At 65.5% G+C, this 16,282-nt stretch carries 14 protein-coding genes and 1 pseudogene; 2 read left to right on the top strand and 13 right to left on the bottom strand.

The genetic code is table 11. The features are described from left to right. Nucleotides 1-85: 85 nt before the first annotated feature. The 5 genes and pseudogenes from MJ605_RS18080 to folD form a co-directional block, all read right to left on the bottom strand. A complete protein-coding gene (locus MJ605_RS18080; protein ID WP_243042941.1) occupies nucleotides 86-820 on the bottom strand; it encodes an SDR family oxidoreductase in 735 nt (244 codons plus the stop codon). Nucleotides 821-1,342: 522 nt separating this feature from the next. Further along, nucleotides 1,343-1,614, bottom strand: a pseudogene (locus tag MJ605_RS18075) (phage integrase central domain-containing protein); the annotation flags it as partial. A 123-nt stretch (nucleotides 1,615-1,737) separates the two neighbouring features. Continuing rightward, nucleotides 1,738-3,318 carry a glutamine-hydrolyzing GMP synthase gene (gene guaA / locus MJ605_RS18070; protein WP_243042940.1) on the bottom strand — a complete coding sequence of 527 codons (1,581 nt, stop codon included), beginning with the start codon at nucleotides 3,316-3,318 and terminating at the stop codon, nucleotides 1,738-1,740. 140 nt (nucleotides 3,319-3,458) lie between these two features. Next, on the bottom strand, nucleotides 3,459-4,916 hold the full coding sequence (guaB, locus tag MJ605_RS18065) for an IMP dehydrogenase (RefSeq protein ID WP_243042939.1): 1,458 nt from the start codon (nucleotides 4,914-4,916) through the stop codon (nucleotides 3,459-3,461). A gap of 112 nt (nucleotides 4,917-5,028) precedes the next feature. Next, nucleotides 5,029-5,895, bottom strand: coding sequence for a bifunctional methylenetetrahydrofolate dehydrogenase/methenyltetrahydrofolate cyclohydrolase FolD (gene folD / locus MJ605_RS18060; protein WP_243042938.1), 867 nt, complete (start codon nucleotides 5,893-5,895; stop codon nucleotides 5,029-5,031). A 65-nt stretch (nucleotides 5,896-5,960) separates the two neighbouring features. Between folD and MJ605_RS18055 the strand changes: the two genes are divergently transcribed. Continuing rightward, nucleotides 5,961-7,082, top strand: a complete 1,122-nt coding sequence (locus tag MJ605_RS18055) for a GNAT family N-acetyltransferase (RefSeq protein ID WP_243042937.1) — start codon at nucleotides 5,961-5,963, stop codon at nucleotides 7,080-7,082. 6 nt (nucleotides 7,083-7,088) lie between these two features. Here MJ605_RS18055 and moeB read toward each other — a convergent pair whose 3' ends face one another. From moeB to ndk, 8 genes are all read right to left on the bottom strand, one after another. Continuing rightward, a complete protein-coding gene (gene moeB, locus MJ605_RS18050) occupies nucleotides 7,089-8,255 on the bottom strand; it encodes a molybdopterin-synthase adenylyltransferase MoeB (RefSeq protein ID WP_243042936.1) in 1,167 nt (388 codons plus the stop codon). 191 nt (nucleotides 8,256-8,446) lie between these two features. Next, nucleotides 8,447-9,847, bottom strand: coding sequence for a ribosome biogenesis GTPase Der (der, locus tag MJ605_RS18045; protein WP_243042935.1), 1,401 nt, complete (start codon nucleotides 9,845-9,847; stop codon nucleotides 8,447-8,449). 22 nt (nucleotides 9,848-9,869) lie between these two features. Continuing rightward, nucleotides 9,870-11,099 (bottom strand): outer membrane protein assembly factor BamB, encoded by a 1,230-nt coding sequence (gene bamB / locus MJ605_RS18040; RefSeq protein ID WP_243042934.1) that lies wholly within the window; start codon nucleotides 11,097-11,099, stop codon nucleotides 9,870-9,872. Next, nucleotides 11,096-11,740 (bottom strand): YfgM family protein, encoded by a 645-nt coding sequence (locus tag MJ605_RS18035; RefSeq protein ID WP_243042933.1) that lies wholly within the window; start codon nucleotides 11,738-11,740, stop codon nucleotides 11,096-11,098. The genes bamB and MJ605_RS18035 overlap by 4 nt, the downstream gene beginning before the upstream one ends. A 152-nt stretch (nucleotides 11,741-11,892) precedes the next feature. Beyond that, a complete protein-coding gene (locus tag MJ605_RS18030; protein ID WP_243042932.1) occupies nucleotides 11,893-12,870 on the bottom strand; it encodes a helix-turn-helix domain-containing protein in 978 nt (325 codons plus the stop codon). 71 nt (nucleotides 12,871-12,941) lie between these two features. Beyond that, a complete protein-coding gene (gene pilW / locus MJ605_RS18025; protein ID WP_243042931.1) occupies nucleotides 12,942-13,736 on the bottom strand; it encodes a type IV pilus biogenesis/stability protein PilW in 795 nt (264 codons plus the stop codon). Further along, on the bottom strand, nucleotides 13,726-14,865 hold the full coding sequence (gene rlmN / locus MJ605_RS18020; protein ID WP_243042930.1) for a dual-specificity RNA methyltransferase RlmN: 1,140 nt from the start codon (nucleotides 14,863-14,865) through the stop codon (nucleotides 13,726-13,728). Before rlmN ends, pilW begins: the two co-directional genes overlap by 11 nt. A 124-nt stretch (nucleotides 14,866-14,989) precedes the next feature. Continuing rightward, nucleotides 14,990-15,415: a nucleoside-diphosphate kinase gene (gene ndk, locus MJ605_RS18015; RefSeq protein ID WP_243042929.1), complete on the bottom strand. Its 426-nt coding sequence runs from the start codon at nucleotides 15,413-15,415 to the stop codon at nucleotides 14,990-14,992. A 228-nt stretch (nucleotides 15,416-15,643) separates the two neighbouring features. Here ndk and MJ605_RS18010 point away from each other — a divergent pair, with 228 nt between their 5' ends. Further along, entirely contained in the window at nucleotides 15,644-16,267 is a 624-nt protein-coding gene (locus tag MJ605_RS18010; protein ID WP_243042928.1) for a TetR/AcrR family transcriptional regulator, read from the top strand. Nucleotides 16,268-16,282: the final 15 nt, after the last annotated feature.

Raw genomic sequence — 16,282 nt, 5'->3', positions numbered from 1 at the left:
ACATCAATTCACTTCCAATAAACAAGGTTTTCCACACGACAGAAACGGCGTGTGGAAAACCCGTTTGTTAGCAGAAAACAATATATCAGGGCACGAGTTGCTTGACCGGCCGGATCAACATCTCTTCGACCATTACCCGCGGAGGCTGAGCGAATGAATAGACGAGCGCGTTTGCAACATCCTCAGCCGTCAGCGCGTCCACCATTTCGCGCCGTTTTTTCATGGCCTCTGCGGGAACGTTGTGCCCCCACTCCGTCCATACGGCTCCCGGCTCGATGACGGAAAAGCGGATACCTTCACCGCCTAGTTCCTTGCGGAGTGCATCATGGAGCCCAATCACGGCAAATTTAGTCGCGTTATAGACCGACCACCCTTCGATGCCGTAACGGCCCCCAACGCTGGATACGGTTGACACCATCGCACCAGCCCGGCCACGCATCAGAGGCAAAGCCGCATGCGTGCAATAGAGCACGCCGTAAAGGTTAACGTCGATCTGAGTCTTCCAATCCTCCGGCCTCGAATCGACGAAGTGACCGTTGATACCCATGCCTGCGTTATTGAACAGTAAATCGAGAGCTCCAAACTGTTCCCGGACCTGGTTGAATACCTTGGCAACTTGGTCTCCATTGCTTATGTCAGCACTGACCGCCACTGCTGCTTCGCCGATTTCCTCGGCAAGCGCCCGGATACGCTCCTCACGCCTAGCAACGAGTACAACCTTCATACCTTCTGCTGCCAGAAGGCGCGCCGCCGCCTCTCCGATACCACTTGATGCGCCAGTGATGACCGCAATCTTGTCCGTCAAATTTTCAAGTTTCATACTTTCCTCTTACACAGTGGGTTAGACGATTCACTTCGTAAGATAGCCCGAGGTGAGCCGGCGCACCAGCAAGCTCATGGGTGCCACCACATCCACGCAGCATCAGACATTCATGCCGCGCAACTTCACGAATCAATATTTTTTGCTTTGTGAGCTTTGTGAATTTTCATTTAAATATGATTTAAATCTTCCAGTGAAACGTAGCATCGGCCTCGAAATCACCATCGTTCCGCAATAAATAGGTTGTCAACGCGATTATTTAACCTTCTATCGGACGAGCAACGATTTCAGGATGTCGAAAATCTTCAATACGCGTCGCATTGGTCAAGCCGATGTCGTAGCCTGCGACTAAAGCCAGGAGCATGTCATCTGTGCTTACATGGTCCGCTATGTCAGCAGAGGGTGTCGGACTTGCACCGCGAGTGCCAAGGGATCACGCCATATCGGTTCGACCACAATGTGATCACCGACGTCGTTAGACTGGCAAAAGCCAACATCGTAAAGATCGTCTTTCAATCCCCGAAGCAGGATCAGGCGCAACGCCAGCTTGATGGTCGGATAGGTCGCCACCGATTCCATCTGTTGCACGAACAGCCAGATCTCTAGCGGCGACAGGGCGCGATCCTTCGGCACGAAGGCGGCAATTGTGGACGACCCACGCTGTCAGCAGGGTTGTCCACCTTTTCCCCGTGAGCGATGGCGTAGACATAAACCTGCTTCACGATGTCCCGAATCTGCACCGCTGTGGCGGGTGCTCCGCGTTCCTTGACCTTGTTGCAAAAGGCTCGCAGGTCTTATCGTCAGCTTTTTTTGCTGGCTGGCGATAGCCACCGATAGATGTCGCGACGTATTTTCTATAAATCAACACGTTACGCCAGTTTTTCGATAGCTGGCGATAGTCCTCGAAGAACCTCAACTCACTCCCACTCGATCGTCGCCGGCGGCTTGCCGCTGATGTCGTAGACGACACGGGAAACGCCGCGCAGTTCATTGATGATGCGGTTGGAAACCTTGCCGAGGAAGTCGTACGGCAGGTGGGCCCAGTGCGCGGTCATGAAGTCGATGGTCTCGACCGCGCGCAGCGCGATCACCCATTCGTAGGCGCGCGCATCGCCCACCACGCCTACCGACTTCACCGGCAGGAACACGGCGAAGGCCTGGCTGGTCTTGTCGTACAGGTCCCAGGCACGCAGTTCCTCGATGAAGATGGCGTCGGCGCGGGCCAGCAGTTCGGCGTACTCGGGCTTCACTTCGCCAAGGATGCGCACCCCCAGGCCAGGGCCCGGGAACGGATGGCGGTAGACCATCTCGCGCGGCAGGCCGAGTTCCACGCCGATGCGGCGCACCTCGTCCTTGAACAGCTCGCGCAGCGGCTCGACCAGCCTGAGCTTCATGTGCTCGGGCAGGCCGCCCACGTTGTGGTGGCTCTTGATGACATGGGCCTTGCCGGTCTTGCTGCCGGCCGACTCGATCACGTCGGGATAGATGGTGCCCTGCGCCAGCCACTTCACCTGGCCGTGGCCGGCGGCAGTGACCTTGGCCGATTCCTCGTCGAAGATCTCCACGAACAGGCGGCCGATGATCTTGCGCTTGGCCTCCGGGTCGGCCACGCCTTCCAGCGCCTTGAAGTAGCGCGCGGCGGCGTTCACGCGGATCACCTTCACGCCCATGTGCTCAGCCATGGTGGCCATCACCTGGTCGCCTTCCTGCCAGCGCAACAGGCCGGTGTCGACGAACACGCAGGTCAGCTGGTCGCCGATGGCACGATGCAGCAGCGCCGCCACCACGGAAGAATCCACGCCACCGGAAAGGCCCAGTAGCACATGATCGCTGCCCACCTGCTCGCGCACGCGGGCGATCTGGTCCTCGATGATGTGCGCGGCGGTCCACAGCGTGCGGCAGCCGCAGATCTCGGTGACGAAACGCTTGAGCAGTGCATTGCCCTGCTTGGTATGCGTCACTTCCGGATGGAACTGCACGCCGTACCAGCGCTTGTCCTCGTTCTCCATCACCGCGACCGGGATGCGGTCGGTAGTGCCGGTGATGGCGAAGCCCGGCGGCGCCTTGGAGACGTGGTCGCCATGGCTCATCCAGACGTCCAGGCGATGGACGTCCTCGTGGTCGCTCAGGTTCGCGAACAGGCGGCTGGATGCCACGATGTCCACTTCCGCATGACCGAACTCGCGCGCGTCGGCCGCCTCGGTGGCGCCGCCCAGCTGCGCGGCCAGGGTCTGCATGCCGTAGCAGATGCCCAGGATCGGCAGGCCCGAGTCGAACACTTCCTGCGGCGCCTTGGGCGCGCCCGGCAGCGTGGTCGATTCCGGGCCGCCCGAGAGGATGATGCCCTTGGGCTTGAATGCGGCGATCTCGGCCGGATCGTGGTCCCACGCCCAGATCTCGCAGTACACGCCGATCTCGCGCACGCGGCGGGCGATCAGCTGGGTGTACTGCGCGCCGAAGTCGAGTATGAGGATCTTGTCGCTATGGATGTTGGTCATGGCGGGGAATAGGGAATGGCAAATAGGGAATAGGAAAAAGCCAGAGCGCCGAAGCGCCCTGGCACAATGAGTTCGAACGGCATGGGAAACGAGGGAGCTGCCTTCACTATTCCCTACTTCCTATTCCCGATTCCCCGCCCTCAGGAATTCAGCCGATAGTTCGGCGCTTCCTTGGTGATCTGGATGTCGTGCGGGTGCGCCTCGGTCACACCGGCGCTGGTCACCTTCACGAATTGCGCCTTATGGCGCACGTCCTCGACGGTGGCCGCGCCCAGGTAGCCCATCGAGGCGCGCAGGCCGCCGATCAGCTGGTGGATGATGTTGCGCAGCGGCCCGCGGTACGGCACGCGGCCTTCGATGCCTTCCGGCACCAGCTTGTCGGCATCCGCTTCTTCCTGGAAGTAGCGGTCCTTGGAGCCCAGCGCCATCGCGCCCAGCGAACCCATGCCGCGGTAGCTCTTGTACGAGCGGCCCTGGAACAGCTCCACCTCGCCCGGCGATTCCTCGGTGCCGGCGAACATGGAGCCGAGCATCACGCTCGACGCGCCAGCGGCCAGCGCCTTGGGAATGTCGCCCGAATAGCGGATGCCGCCATCGGCGATCAGCGGGATCTCGTCCTTGAGCGCCGTGGCGACCAGGTCGATCGCGGTGATCTGCGGCACGCCCACGCCGGCCACGACGCGCGTGGTGCAGATGGAGCCCGGGCCCACGCCCACCTTCACGGCATCGACGCCCGCGTCGAGCAGCGCGCGCGCCGCTTCGCCGGTGACGATGTTGCCGGCGATCACCTCGACGTGCGGGTAATGCTTCTTCACCCAGCCGGCGCGCTCGATCACGCCCTGCGAATGGCCATGCGCGGTATCGACCACGATCACGTCCACGCCGGCGTCGACCAGCGCTTCCACGCGTTGCTCGGTGTCGCCGCCCACGCCGACCGCGGCGCCGACCACCAGGCGCTCCAGGCGATCCTTGGCGGCGTTCGGGTTGTCGCGAGCCTTCTGGATGTCCTTGACGGTGATGAGGCCGCGCAGCTGGTAGTCGTCGTTCACCACCAGCACCTTCTCGATGCGGTGCTTGTGCAGCAGCTGCAGCACCTCGTCCTGGCTGGCGCCCTCGCGCACCGTCACCAGCTTGTCCTGGCGGGTCATGATGTTGCGCACGGGATCTTCGTGCTTGCGCTCGAAGCGCAGGTCGCGGCTGGTGACGATGCCGACCAGCTTCTCGCCCTCCACCACCGGCACGCCGGAGATGTTGTGCGCACGGGTCAGGCGCAGCACCTCGCCGATGGAGGTCTGCGGGCCAACGGTGATGGGGCTGCGGATCACGCCCGCCTCGAACTTCTTCACCAGGCGCACTTCGGCGGCCTGCTGCTCGGCGGACATGTTCTTGTGGATGATGCCGATGCCGCCCTGCTGGGCCATGGTGATGGCGAGGCGGGCTTCGGTGACCGTGTCCATGGCGGCGGACACGATGGGAATGTTCAGGCGCAGGTTTCGGGTGAGCCGCGTGGAGGTGTCTACGTCACGTGGCAGGACGGCCGAATGGGCCGGAACGAGGTAAACGTCGTCGTAGGTGAGAGCCTCGGCGAGGATGCGCATGCGAAAGTCCCGCTGCAAAGATGAGATTATACGCGGAATGCAACGCTCCCGCTACATGGCGGGTGAACGGATCGTTGCCTCCGGCGCGACGATCGCCCTGTCGAAGGCGACTTCAGCCGTGCTGCAACAGGGCGCGCGCCTCGGCCGCTTCCAGCGTGTTCTCCAGCAGCGTGGCCACCGTCATCGGGCCCACGCCGCCAGGCACCGGGGTGATCCAGCTGGCCCGCTCGGCCGCCAGGGCGAAATCGACGTCGCCGACCAGCCGGCCGTCCTCCAGGCGGTTGATGCCCACGTCGATCACCACCGCGCCCGGCTTGATCCATTCGCCCTTGACCAGGCCAGGCCTGCCCACGGCCACGATCACGATGTCGGCCTGGCGCACGAAATGTTCAAGGTCGCGGGTGAACTTGTGGCAGCAGGTGACGGTACAACCGGCGATCAGCAGCTCCAGCGCCAACGGGCGGCCCACATGGTTGGATACGCCGACCACCACCGCATGCTGGCCGCGCACCGGACGATCGGTATGGCCGAGCAAGGTCATCACGCCGCGCGGCGTGCAGGGACGCAGGCCGAAGCGGCGCAGCGCCAGGCGCCCCACGTTCACCGCCTGGAAGCCATCTACGTCCTTGGCCGGGTCGATGCGGTCGACCAGGGCGTCCTCGTCGATATGCTCGGGCAGCGGGGACTGCACCAGGATGCCGTGCACCGCCGGATCGGCGTTGAGCCGGTCGATCAGCGCGAACAGTTCCTCCTGGCTGGTGCTGGCCGGCAGGTCGAAGTCGAAGGAGCGGAAGCCGACCTGATGGCAGGCCTTGCGCTTGTTGCGCACATAGACCGACGAGGCCGCGTTGTCGCCCACCAGCACCACCGCCAGGCCAGGCTCGGCCAGCCCCTTGGCCTTGCGCTCGGCGACGCGTCGTCCGAGCCGCTCCATCAATTCCTGCGCGATGCGCTTGCCATCGAGGATGCGTGCGGTCATGGTCGGCCCTGCCTGCAAAGAGACGTATTATCCCGGCTCGCCCCTGCCCGCACAAACGTGATCGCATGACCGCCCTCAGCCGTCCGCCCGCCCCAGTCGAACTGCTTACCCCCACCGCGCTGCGCCTGCGTCTCTGGCAAGCCGGCGACGCCCCGGCGCTCTGCGACGCGTTGGCAGAGTCGCGGGAAACCATAGGGCGCTGGCTGCCCCGTCTCCAGGGCGATTACCGCGACGAGGATGCGGCCGCCCGCATCGCGCACTGCCGGGAAGGCTGGTCCGGGGGCACGATGTATGCGTTCGGCATCTTCGGCGCGACTGGGCGCCTGCTCGGCGACATCTGCCTCAACCGGCTGGATGCCGACCGCCGCAGCGCCAACCTGGGCTACTGGGTTCGCCAGTCCGAGCAGCGCAAGGGCGTTGCCTTCGCCGCGGTAAAGGCCATCGCCGAATTCGCCTTCGATACCCTTGGCCTGGTACGCATCGAGATCGTGGCGGCCGTGGAGAACCGGGCCAGCCGGCGCGTCGCCGAGCGGGCAGGCGCGTACTTCGACGGTATCGCGCCCAACCGCATCATCGATCACGGCCAGCCGCAACCCGCCGCCGTCTATTCCCTGCTGCCGCCCGAGCGGGAGTCGCCGGTACCGGCACCGGTGCTCGAGGATGGCACCTGGCGCCTGCGTGCCTACCGCCCAGGCGATGCCGAGACACTGCACGCCGCCCTACACGAATCGATGGACACAGTCGGCCGCTGGCAGGACTGGTGCTCCCCCTCCTACACCCTGGACGACGCCAGGCAATGGATCACCCGCACGCGTCTGGCCTGGCACGGCGTCGGCGACGAATGCGCCCTGGCCATCGTCGACCGTGCAGACCAATTGGTGGGCAGCATCGGCCTCAATCACTGGCAATCGGACGACCGCATGGCCAACCTGGGCTACTGGGTACGCCAGTCGCGCCAGGGCCAGGGGGCGGCCACGGCCGCTGTTCGCCTGCTGGCCCGCCACGCACTGCAGGTGCCGGAATTGCACCGCCTGGAAATCGTGGCCGCCGTGGACAACCTGTCCAGCCGCAGGGTGGCCGAGAAAGCCGGCGCGAGGCTCGAAGGCATCGCCCGCCATCGGCTCACGCTGCGCGGCCAGCCGCAGGATGCGGCGATCTACGCACTGGTGACCGGCGACCTCGGTTGAGCCGGCTCAGCCGGCGGCGGCGCAGAGTTGCTGGATATCCTCATAGCCGCGGAAGACGGCCTGTTCCCCACAGCCCGGGCAGCCCGGGTCGCGCGGCAGGCGCGTTTCGCGGAAACGCATCGCCAGCGCATCGAAGCCCAGCAATCGTCCGACCAGCGGCTCGCCGATGCCAAGCAGCAGCTTGAGCGCCTCGGTCGCCTGCAACAGCCCGACAATGCCCGGCAGCACGCCCAGCACGCCCGCCTCGCTGCAATTGGGCGCCTCCGCCGCCGAGGGCGGCTCGGGGAACAGGCAGCGGTAGCATGGGGAATCCGGCCGCCGCGGGTCGAACACGCTCACCTGGCCAGTGAAGCGTTCCACCGCGCCATAGACCATCGGCAATCCCAACCGCCGTGACGCGGCGGCCACCAGGTAGCGGGCCGGGAAATTGTCGGCACCGTCGATCACCAGGTCATGCCCAGCCAGCAGGCGTTCGACGTTATCGGCCTGCAGGCGCTCGTTGCAGGTTTCGACGGACACGCGCGGATTGAGCGCGGCCAGCGCGATGCGCGCCGACTCGGTCTTGGGCATGCCCACGCGCGCATCCGCATGGATCACCTGCCGGTGCAGGTTGGAACGCTCCACCCGGTCGTCATCGATAAGGGTCAGCTGCCCGACGCCCGCCGCCGCCAGGTACAACGCGGCCGGCGCGCCCAGTCCGCCGGCTCCGAGCAGGGCCACCTTCGCCGCGCCGAGCTTCGCCTGCCCCGCCTCGCCCACTTGCGGCAACTGCAACTGGCGGGCATAGCGCTCGGCGGTATCGCTATCCATCGCGCCCACGGCCACCGGCAGGCCTTCGGCTTTCCAACGCTGGAAACCGCCGGCCACCGAGGCCACCTGGCGATAGCCCATGCGCTGCAGCGTCTCGGCGGCGAGCAGGGAGCGTTGCCCGCTTCCGCACAGCAACAGCAGCGGCCGTTCGCGGTTTGCCTCGACCTGCGCGATACGCAGTTCGAGAAAGCCACGCGACAGACCGACGGCACCGACCGGGCCGCCGCTGGTGCGCTCGCCCTCCTCGCGCACGTCGATGAGCAACGCGCCCTTGGCCTGACGGGCCAGGGCCTCGGCGGGAGGAATCTCGGGAATGCTGGTGCGTAAAGCATCCAGCCAGGTATCGCGGTCGAGGCTAGTCATCGAGCTAGCTTACGGCGGAGCAGGCGATGCTCCAAATCCCCTCGCCACCACGTTGTGGGAGCGCACCCTGTGCGCGACGACGGGCTGGCCCCCCGTCCAGTGAGGCGAGACTCGCAAGCATCGATCCAAGCGATAAACCGAGATATTCAGTGCGCACAGGGTGCGCTCCCACAACCATCGCGTCGCGCGAATCAGCGTCCGCGCTTTTTCATCTCGCGGATCATGCGCTGGCGCTTGCGGACCTGGCTCTCGGTGAGCACGTTCTTCTTGCCGGCGAATGGGTTCTCGCCATCGCGGAACTCGATGCGGATCGGCGTGCCTTCCAGGCGGTAGCGCTTGCGGAAGAAGTTTTCCAGGTAGCGGCGGTAGGCCGGCGCGATGTGCTTGGTGCGGCTGCCATGGATGACGATGGTCGGCGGGTTGGTGCCGCCTGGATGCGCGAAACGCAGCTTGGGCGCGTGCCCGCGCACCAGCGGCGGCTGGTAGCCCTCGTAGGCGCGCTCCAGCGTCTTGGTAAGCTCGGAGGAGCTCAGCTCCTTGGTCGCCGCGTGGTGTGCGCGCACGATGGCCTTCATCAACTCGCGCAGGCCCGAGCCATGCAGCGCGGAAATGAACACCGTCTTGGCCCAGTCGACGAATTGCAGGCGCCGCGCCAACGCGCTTTGGCATTGCTCGCGCTGGTAGCTGTCCATGCCGTCCCACTTGTTGACGGCGATCACCAGCGCCCTGCCCTCGTCCATGGCGTGGCCGATCAAGGTGAGGTCCTGGTCGGCCAGGTTCTCGCGCGCGTCGATCATCACCACCACCACCTGGGCGGCGGCCATCGACTGCAGCGTCTTGATGACGCTGAACTTCTCCACCGCCTCTTCCACGCGCGCCTTGCGGCGCACGCCGGCGGTGTCGATCAGGGTGTACTTGCGGCCATCGCGTTCCAGCGGCACGCGGATGGGATCGCGCGTGGTGCCGGCCACGCTGGAGACGATCAGGCGGTCCTCGCCCAGCAGGCGGTTGATCAGCGTGGACTTGCCCGCGTTCGGACGGCCGACGATGGCGACGCGGATGCTGTCCGCCTCGCCCGGCTCGATCTCCTCGTGGACGTCCTCGGGCAGCAGCGCGAGCGAGGCGGCCACCAGGTCCTCGGTGCCGCGATTGTGCGCGGCCGCCAGCGGCAACGTATTGGCGATGCCGAACGCGGCGAACTCGGCCATCGCGTTCTGCAGGTCCAGGCCGTCGGTCTTGTTCACCGCGGCGATGATCGGCTTGCCGCTGCGACGCAGCTCGTCGAGGATGGTGCGGTCCTGCGGCAGCAGGCCGTCGCGCGCGTCGACCACGAACACCAGTACGTTCGCCTCCTCGATGGCGAAGCGCACCTGCTGCGCAGTCAGCGCATCCAGGCCTTCCTCCACGCCGGAAAGGCCGCCGGTATCGACCACCACGAACGGACGCGCGCCGGTGCGGCACACGCCGTAGTGGCGGTCGCGGGTGACGCCCGGCATATCGGCCACCAGGGCATCGCGGCTGCGCGTCAGTGCGTTGAACAGGGTCGATTTACCGACATTGGGACGACCGACCAGGGCAACGACGGGCAGCATGTTCAGGCAACCTGGCGCGCGATCAGCGCGCGCCGCCGAGGCGATAGGCGCCGATGCGACCCTTCACGTCCTCGACGTACACGGTGTCGCCCACCACCAGCGGCTGGGCGCGGATGGCCTTCTTGGACAGGCGCTCGCGCGCGGCCAGCGCGCCGTCACCGGTCTGCAGCCAGTGCACGTAGCCCTCCATGTCGCCAACCACGACGTAATCGCCCAGCACGGCCGGCGCAGTCAGCCAGCGGTACTTCAGCGCATCGTTCTTCCACAGGTCGGAGCCGCCGTTCTTGTCGAACGCCCACACCTGCGATTCGTCGTTCACGCCATAGAGGGCGTTGTTGCTGATGTCCAGCGAGGTGAAGGTGGAGAACGGGCGGCCCCACAGCGGGCGGCCGCTGGGGCCGTCCACCGCCACCAGGTTGCCGTGGTAGGCGGCGCCGTACAGGGTGGAGCCCTGCAACAGGATGGAACCATCGGCATCGGCGAGGCGGTCGATCTCGGTGCGGCCCTCGCCACTGGCCAGGGTCTGTTCCCACAGCTTCTCGCCGTTGTCCAGGCGCAGCGCCACCAGCTTGCCGGCGTCGCTGCCATAGAACACCACGCCGTTCGCCGCCAGCAGCGGACCATTGCCGCGCAGGCTCAGCAGCGGCACGGTGTCCTGGTCATAGACCCAGCGACGTTCGCCGGTGGCGCTGTCGAAACCGTACAGGCGGCCATCCTGGGTACGCGCGATCACCAGGTTGCCGGCAATCACCGGCGAGGAGACCACTTCGGAGTTGACCACCGATTCCCAGCGCGGGCTGCCGTCCTTCGCGTTGATGCCGTAGATGTGGCCATCCAGCGTGCCGACCACCAGCAGGTCGCCCGACACCATCGGGCCGCCGGCGTACAGCGCGTCGGCGCGCTTCTTGTCGCCCCAGCCGAACCAGCCCCTGGTGCGCGAGCTCTTGGACCATAGCGTCTTGCCGCTGGCGGCGTCGAAGGCGGCCAGCTTGCCGTCGGTGCTGCAGGCGTACAGCACGCCGTCGGCGAAGGCCGGGCGCAGGCGCACGCCGCTATCGCCGGCGCCGGCACCGACGCGGGAGGTCCAGACCTTGGCGACCGTCACGGTCGGCTTGAAGTCCTTGGCCAGCGGGGTCGGCGGCTGGACGTTTTCCTTCTTGAACGAATGGCAGCCGGCAAGCACCACCAGCGAGGTCAAGGCCACCAGCCAAACGCGCTTCATCGCACCGCGCTTCTTCACTTCAGGTTTCATGCACCCTGCTTCCCGGCCACGGCCAGATCATCGATTTTCATCTGCACGCTGTGAGGCGCGTTCTCGCCCAGCGCCGCCTTGGCGGCCTCGTAAGCCTTGCGGGCATCATCCGGACGTCCAAGCTTGACCAGCACATCGCCGCGTAGTTCCTGCGCCACGCCCTCGTAGCTCTTGGGCGGCATGCGGTCGAGCGCGGCCAGCGCATCGGCGGCCTTGCCTTGCGCCAGCAGCACGCGCGCGATGCGTACCTGCACCAGCGCCTTCAGGTTGGGATCGCCGGCATGGCCTTCCGCCCAGCCCAGCGATTCCAGCGCCTTGTCCAACTGCTTGGCTTGCACCTGGCGCGCCGCGCGGTCGCTCATGGCGAACATGGCGTACGGGGTGTCGGTGTAATCCTTGGTCAATTGGTCGATCAGCGCATCGGCGCCCTCGGTCTTGCCGGAGGCCACGGCGACCTGGACCTGCTGGTAGAGATTGGCGGCATCGCCCTGGTGCTCGGCCTTGTGCTTGTTCCACTGCTGCCAGCCGAAGATGCCGACCAGACCGATCGCGATGCCGACGACGATGGACAGGCCGTTCTGCCGCAGCCACTGCTGTACGCGTTCGCTCTGTTCGTATTCGTCGTACGCTTCAAATGCCATGCAATCACCCTTGGGGAACCGCACACCAAGGGCGCCTTGCAGCTGCACCCGCCATGCGGAATAGAAACCAGCCCTGCTTGCCCGCTCGCTGCCGAGCGGACAATGGGCAAGCATAACCGATTGCGCCGGACCGCACAGGTCCGGCATGCCGCTCAGGCGCCGGCCGGCTCGGCCTTGCCGTCGCGAACCTCGACGCGGAAATGGGCGACATTGGAACGGCGGTAGCCGTCCAGCGCCATCGGCTGGCCGTCCAGTATCACCTGGGCGCCACCGGCATTGCCGATGCGCACTTCCAGGGGCTGGTCGCTGCGGTAGGTCTTGGAGCTGCCGGCGGGCAGCAGGCCGTATTCGAGGCGCGAACCGTCCTTGGCGGTCACTTCCACCCAGCTGGCCCCCTGCAGGGTCAGCACCAAGCTGTGCGCGCCGCTGCCGACCGCATCGGACGAGGCCGGGGCCGGTGGCGTGGGCGTCGCGTGCGCGGTGTCGCCACCGAGGTTCGGGAAAGGCGTCATCGACGCCATCAGGGGCTGCTGGTCCTGCGCCGACGGCTCGGCAGCCTGCGGCGGCTGGGCCGGCTGGCTCGCCGGCGCGGCGGCCACGGCGGCGTCCTGGCTGGAGGCCGCCGGCGCCGGAACGGGCGTCGCGGCCGAGCGGGCGCTGGCCGGCGCATCCACCTGCGCCACCGGCGTGGCGTCGAGCGGCGCCAAGTGGCTGACATCGCGGTCCAGCGTGCCACGGACGCCCAGCCAGATGGTGGGCACCACGATGGCCGCGGTCAGCACCACATAGGTGGCCGCGCGCGCATAGTTCTCCAGCAGATAGCGCGAATGGGAGATGCCGCCGGTGGCCACCAACGTGGGCTGAGCCGGCTTGATGCGCTCCAACTCGGCCTTGACCTCGGTCTCGTCGATGTCCAGGTAGCGCGCATACTTGGTCAGGTAGCCGCCCAGGTAGACCTGGTAGTCGATGCCGCCGTATTCGTTGCCTTCGATCTGGCGAAGCACCCGGGTAGGCAGGCGCAGCGCGTGCGCGCAGGATTCGATGTCGAGGCCACGCGCCTCGCGCACCGCCCGCAAACGGGTGCCCAGCGTTCCGGTGATCGTCTCCAGCGTGGAAGATGCCGTGTCCATGGTGGCGTCGGGTACGTCGTTGGGAGTGGTGACTCGGTTGCCGCTATCGGCCGAATGTGACTGCTGGGATGTCATTGGCGTGCGGTTGCGTCGAGGGCGCGCGCCTGCTCCGAATCCGGGAACTGGCTTTGCAGTCGCCTGCTGTAATTGAGAGCAGCTTCCCTGTTGCCCAACCTGGATTCAATGTCGTGGCCAAGCTTGAGCGATGCCGCGGTCGGCTGGCCCAGCGCATCGAACCGCTGGATGAAGGCACGCGCGCGGAACGCATCGTTCTGAAGATAAAGCACGTTGGCGAGCTGATACAACGCCTCGCCGCTCTGCGGGGCGATGTCGATGGCCTTGCGGAAGTCGGCCTCGGCCCCGGCATAGTCGCGGGTTCCCACCAGGCAGGCGCCGGCGTTGGTCCAGGCCAGCGCGGGGGTCTGGTAGAACGGGTCGGCCACCGCCTTCTGGAAATAGGGGATGGCTTCGGCGGCCTTGCCCTCCTTGCACAGGAAGGCGCCGAGGTTGTTGTTGGTGTCGCCCTTGGTCGGCGCCAGCGACTGGGCCTTGCGGTAATGCAGCTCCGCGTTGGCGTTGTCGTTGATGCGCTCGTACACCACCGCCATCACGGTGTGGGCCGGCACGTAGTTGGGATCGAACTGCAGTGCCTTGTTGAGCTTGACCAGGGCATCCTGCAGGTCCCCATTGGCCAGGTATTGCTGGGCCAGCGCGGTATGCACGCGTGCGCCCTCTTCCTTCTTCTCGGCCTTGGAGGTGCGCGGGATCTTGGTGGAGACGCCTCCCGCATCCGTGGTGGTGGTCGTGACGCAGCCCGCCATCAGCATGGCCAGGCCGGCGCTCAGCAGGATTCGATCAAGCCGCATGACTGGCCCCTTCCTCCAGACGCTTGCGAAATTCGGCCTGGCGGCGCGTGCGGTCCAATACCTGTCCCTTGAGCTGGCCGCATGCCGCATCGATGTCGTCGCCGCGGGTGCGGCGCAGCATGGTCAGCACGTTGGCGTTGAGCAGCTGGGTCTGGAAGGCGCGGATGGTTTCGGCGCCCGAGCGCTCGAAACGCGTGCCAGGAAATGGATTGAACGGAATCAGGTTGACCTTGCAGTTGGGCAGTCGGCGCATCAGCTTGATCAGCTGGCGCGCATGCTCGGGCTGATCGTTGACGCCCTTCATCAAGGTGTATTCGAAGGTGATCGAGGTGCGCGGCTTGCGCTCCAGCCAGCGGCGGCAGGCGCCCACCAGCTCGTCGATCGGATAGCGCTTGTTGAGCGGCACCAGCTCGGTGCGCAACTCGTCGTTGGCGGCGTGCAGCGACACGGCCAGCGAGACGTCGATGACCTCCGACAGCTTGTCGATCATCGGCACCATGCCGGCGGTGGACAGGGTGACGCGCTTGGAAGCCAGGCCGAAGCCCAGGTCATCGCGCATCAGGCTCATCGCCTTGACCACGTTGTCGAAGTTCAGCAGCGGCTCGCCCATGCCCATCATCACCACGTTGGTGATGCGGCGGTTCTGGTGCGTGACGTTACCCAGGTACTTGGCCGCCACCCACATCTGCCCGATGACCTCGGAGGTGGAAAGGTTGCGGTTGAAGCCCTGGGTCGCGGTGGAGCAGAACTGGCAGTTGAGGCCGCAGCCCACCTGCGAGGACACGCACAACGTGCCGCGGGTGGGCTCGGGAATGTAGACCGCCTCCACCGCGTTGCCGCCGTCCATGCCCAGCAGCCATTTGTGCGTGCCGTCGGCGGCGCCCTTGTCGAACAGGGTCTTCGGCGGGCCGACGTAGCAGGACGCCTCGAGCTTGGCTCGAAGCGCCTTGCCGACGTCAGTCATGTTCTCGAAGTTGTCTTCCAGGCGGTGGTAGATCCACTTCATCACCTGTTCCGCCCGATACGGCTTCTCGCCGAGCTGCGCGAAGAAATCGCGCAGGCCCTGGCGATCGAAATCGAGCAGGTTGACCTTCTCGGTGGCGATGGTGGTTACAGCCTGGTCGGTCATCTTCAAATTCGCGGCTCGATGCCGCCCTCTATTTCCTTACGCCATCCCAAGAAACGCGTTTCCTGGTGAAGAGTGCGGCCATGGACGGCCGCTTCTTGATTCTCGCGTTCATGGAAGAACGCACTTACCTCGAAAAGATTTCGGTCGTCGCGAAGAAGTACGCGATCTCGACGGCGGCCGTCTCGGCCGCGTCGGAACCGTGCACCGCGTTGGCGTCGATGGAATCGGCGAAGTCGGCGCGGATGGTGCCCGGCGCGGCGTCCTTCGGATTGGTGGCGCCCATCAGCTCGCGGTTCTTGAGGATGGCGTTGTCGCCTTCGAGCACCTGGATCATCACCGGGCCGGAGATCATGAACTCGACCAGCGCGTTGAAGAACGGGCGTTCCTTGTGCACCGCGTAGAAGCCCTCGGCCTCCTTGCGCGACAGCTGCTTCAACTTGGCGGCGACGATCTTCAGGCCGGCCTTTTCGAAGCGTGCATAGATTTCGCCGATCACATTCTTGGCAACGGCATCGGGCTTGATGATGGAAAGGGTGCGCTCCAGCGCCATGGGGTCTGCTCCGGAATAAAACTGGTATCTGAGTGGGCGGGCCGGCCCGTGCCGGCGGAAGTTAAGCCAAATCCCGTCGAGATATACGGATTTAGCTCACGAAAGTTTGACAGATTCTACCCCATACGCAACCCAAGCGCCGGTGGCGCCGAACGATCGTTTGACGGGCCTGAATCGACCCGCGTATGCTCAAACGATCGTTTGATTCCTCGTCGAGGCCGACGGACCATGCCAAGCCCCCAAGCCGCCCTGCCGACCAAGGAGCGCATCCTCGGCGCCGCCGAGGAACTGTTCGCCCGGCACGGCTTCGACGGGGCCTCCCTGCGCCAGCTGACGGCCGCCGCCGGCGTCAACCTGGCCGCGGTGAACTACCACTTCGGCTCCAAGGATCGGCTGATCGAGGAAGTGTTCCGCCGTCGCCTGGACCAGTTGAACGGCCGCCGCATGGCCGCGCTGAAGAAGATCGCCGGCGAACCAGACACCACCATCGAGGACGTGCTGGCCGCCTTCATCGTGCCTGCGCTGGAGCTTTCCCACGACGGCAACGGCTCCTTGTTCATGCGCGTGCTGGCCCGGGCCTTCGCCGAGCACGACGACACCCTTCGCAAGTTCCTGTCGGACAACTACGGCCACGTGATGCGCCAGTTCACCGCCGAGTTCGCCCGCCTGCTGCCCCACCTGAGCAAGGAGGAGCTGTACTGGCGGGTGGACCTGGTGACCGGTGCCCTGACTCACGCCATGTCCGGCTTCGGCATGATCCAGCGAAAAAGCGATGTTCCCGAGCATCGCCATCGTGAGCAGACCGCCGAGCATCTGATCCGCTTCGCCGCCTCCGGTCTCAAGTCCTCTTAAGACCGGGCACCCGAC

Source organism: Dyella sedimenti, from assembly GCF_022760995.1.
Lineage (GTDB): Bacteria > Pseudomonadota > Gammaproteobacteria > Xanthomonadales > Rhodanobacteraceae > Dyella > Dyella sedimenti.
This window is presented reverse-complemented; position numbering and strand designations above follow the sequence as displayed.

What these genes read in the sequence shown, in the direction of transcription:
- pilW (WP_243042931.1), bottom strand. Translation starts at nt 13,736, where the DNA reads ATGCGGCTTGATCGAATCCTGCTGAGCGCCGGCCTGGCCATGCTGATG.
- moeB (WP_243042936.1), bottom strand. Translation starts at nt 8,255, where the DNA reads ATGACTAGCCTCGACCGCGATACCTGGCTGGATGCTTTACGCACCAGC.
- folD (WP_243042938.1), bottom strand. Translation starts at nt 5,895, where the DNA reads ATGACCGCACGCATCCTCGATGGCAAGCGCATCGCGCAGGAATTGATG.
- rlmN (WP_243042930.1), bottom strand. Translation starts at nt 14,865, where the DNA reads ATGACCGACCAGGCTGTAACCACCATCGCCACCGAGAAGGTCAACCTG.
- MJ605_RS18035 (WP_243042933.1), bottom strand. Translation starts at nt 11,740, where the DNA reads ATGGCATTTGAAGCGTACGACGAATACGAACAGAGCGAACGCGTACAG.
- bamB (WP_243042934.1), bottom strand. Translation starts at nt 11,099, where the DNA reads ATGAAACCTGAAGTGAAGAAGCGCGGTGCGATGAAGCGCGTTTGGCTG.
- MJ605_RS18055 (WP_243042937.1), top strand. Translation starts at nt 5,961, where the DNA reads ATGACCGCCCTCAGCCGTCCGCCCGCCCCAGTCGAACTGCTTACCCCC.
- MJ605_RS18030 (WP_243042932.1), bottom strand. Translation starts at nt 12,870, where the DNA reads ATGGACACGGCATCTTCCACGCTGGAGACGATCACCGGAACGCTGGGC.
- guaB (WP_243042939.1), bottom strand. Translation starts at nt 4,916, where the DNA reads ATGCGCATCCTCGCCGAGGCTCTCACCTACGACGACGTTTACCTCGTT.
- der (WP_243042935.1), bottom strand. Translation starts at nt 9,847, where the DNA reads ATGCTGCCCGTCGTTGCCCTGGTCGGTCGTCCCAATGTCGGTAAATCG.
- MJ605_RS18080 (WP_243042941.1), bottom strand. Translation starts at nt 820, where the DNA reads ATGAAACTTGAAAATTTGACGGACAAGATTGCGGTCATCACTGGCGCA.
- MJ605_RS18010 (WP_243042928.1), top strand. Translation starts at nt 15,644, where the DNA reads ATGCCAAGCCCCCAAGCCGCCCTGCCGACCAAGGAGCGCATCCTCGGC.
- ndk (WP_243042929.1), bottom strand. Translation starts at nt 15,415, where the DNA reads ATGGCGCTGGAGCGCACCCTTTCCATCATCAAGCCCGATGCCGTTGCC.
- guaA (WP_243042940.1), bottom strand. Translation starts at nt 3,318, where the DNA reads ATGACCAACATCCATAGCGACAAGATCCTCATACTCGACTTCGGCGCG.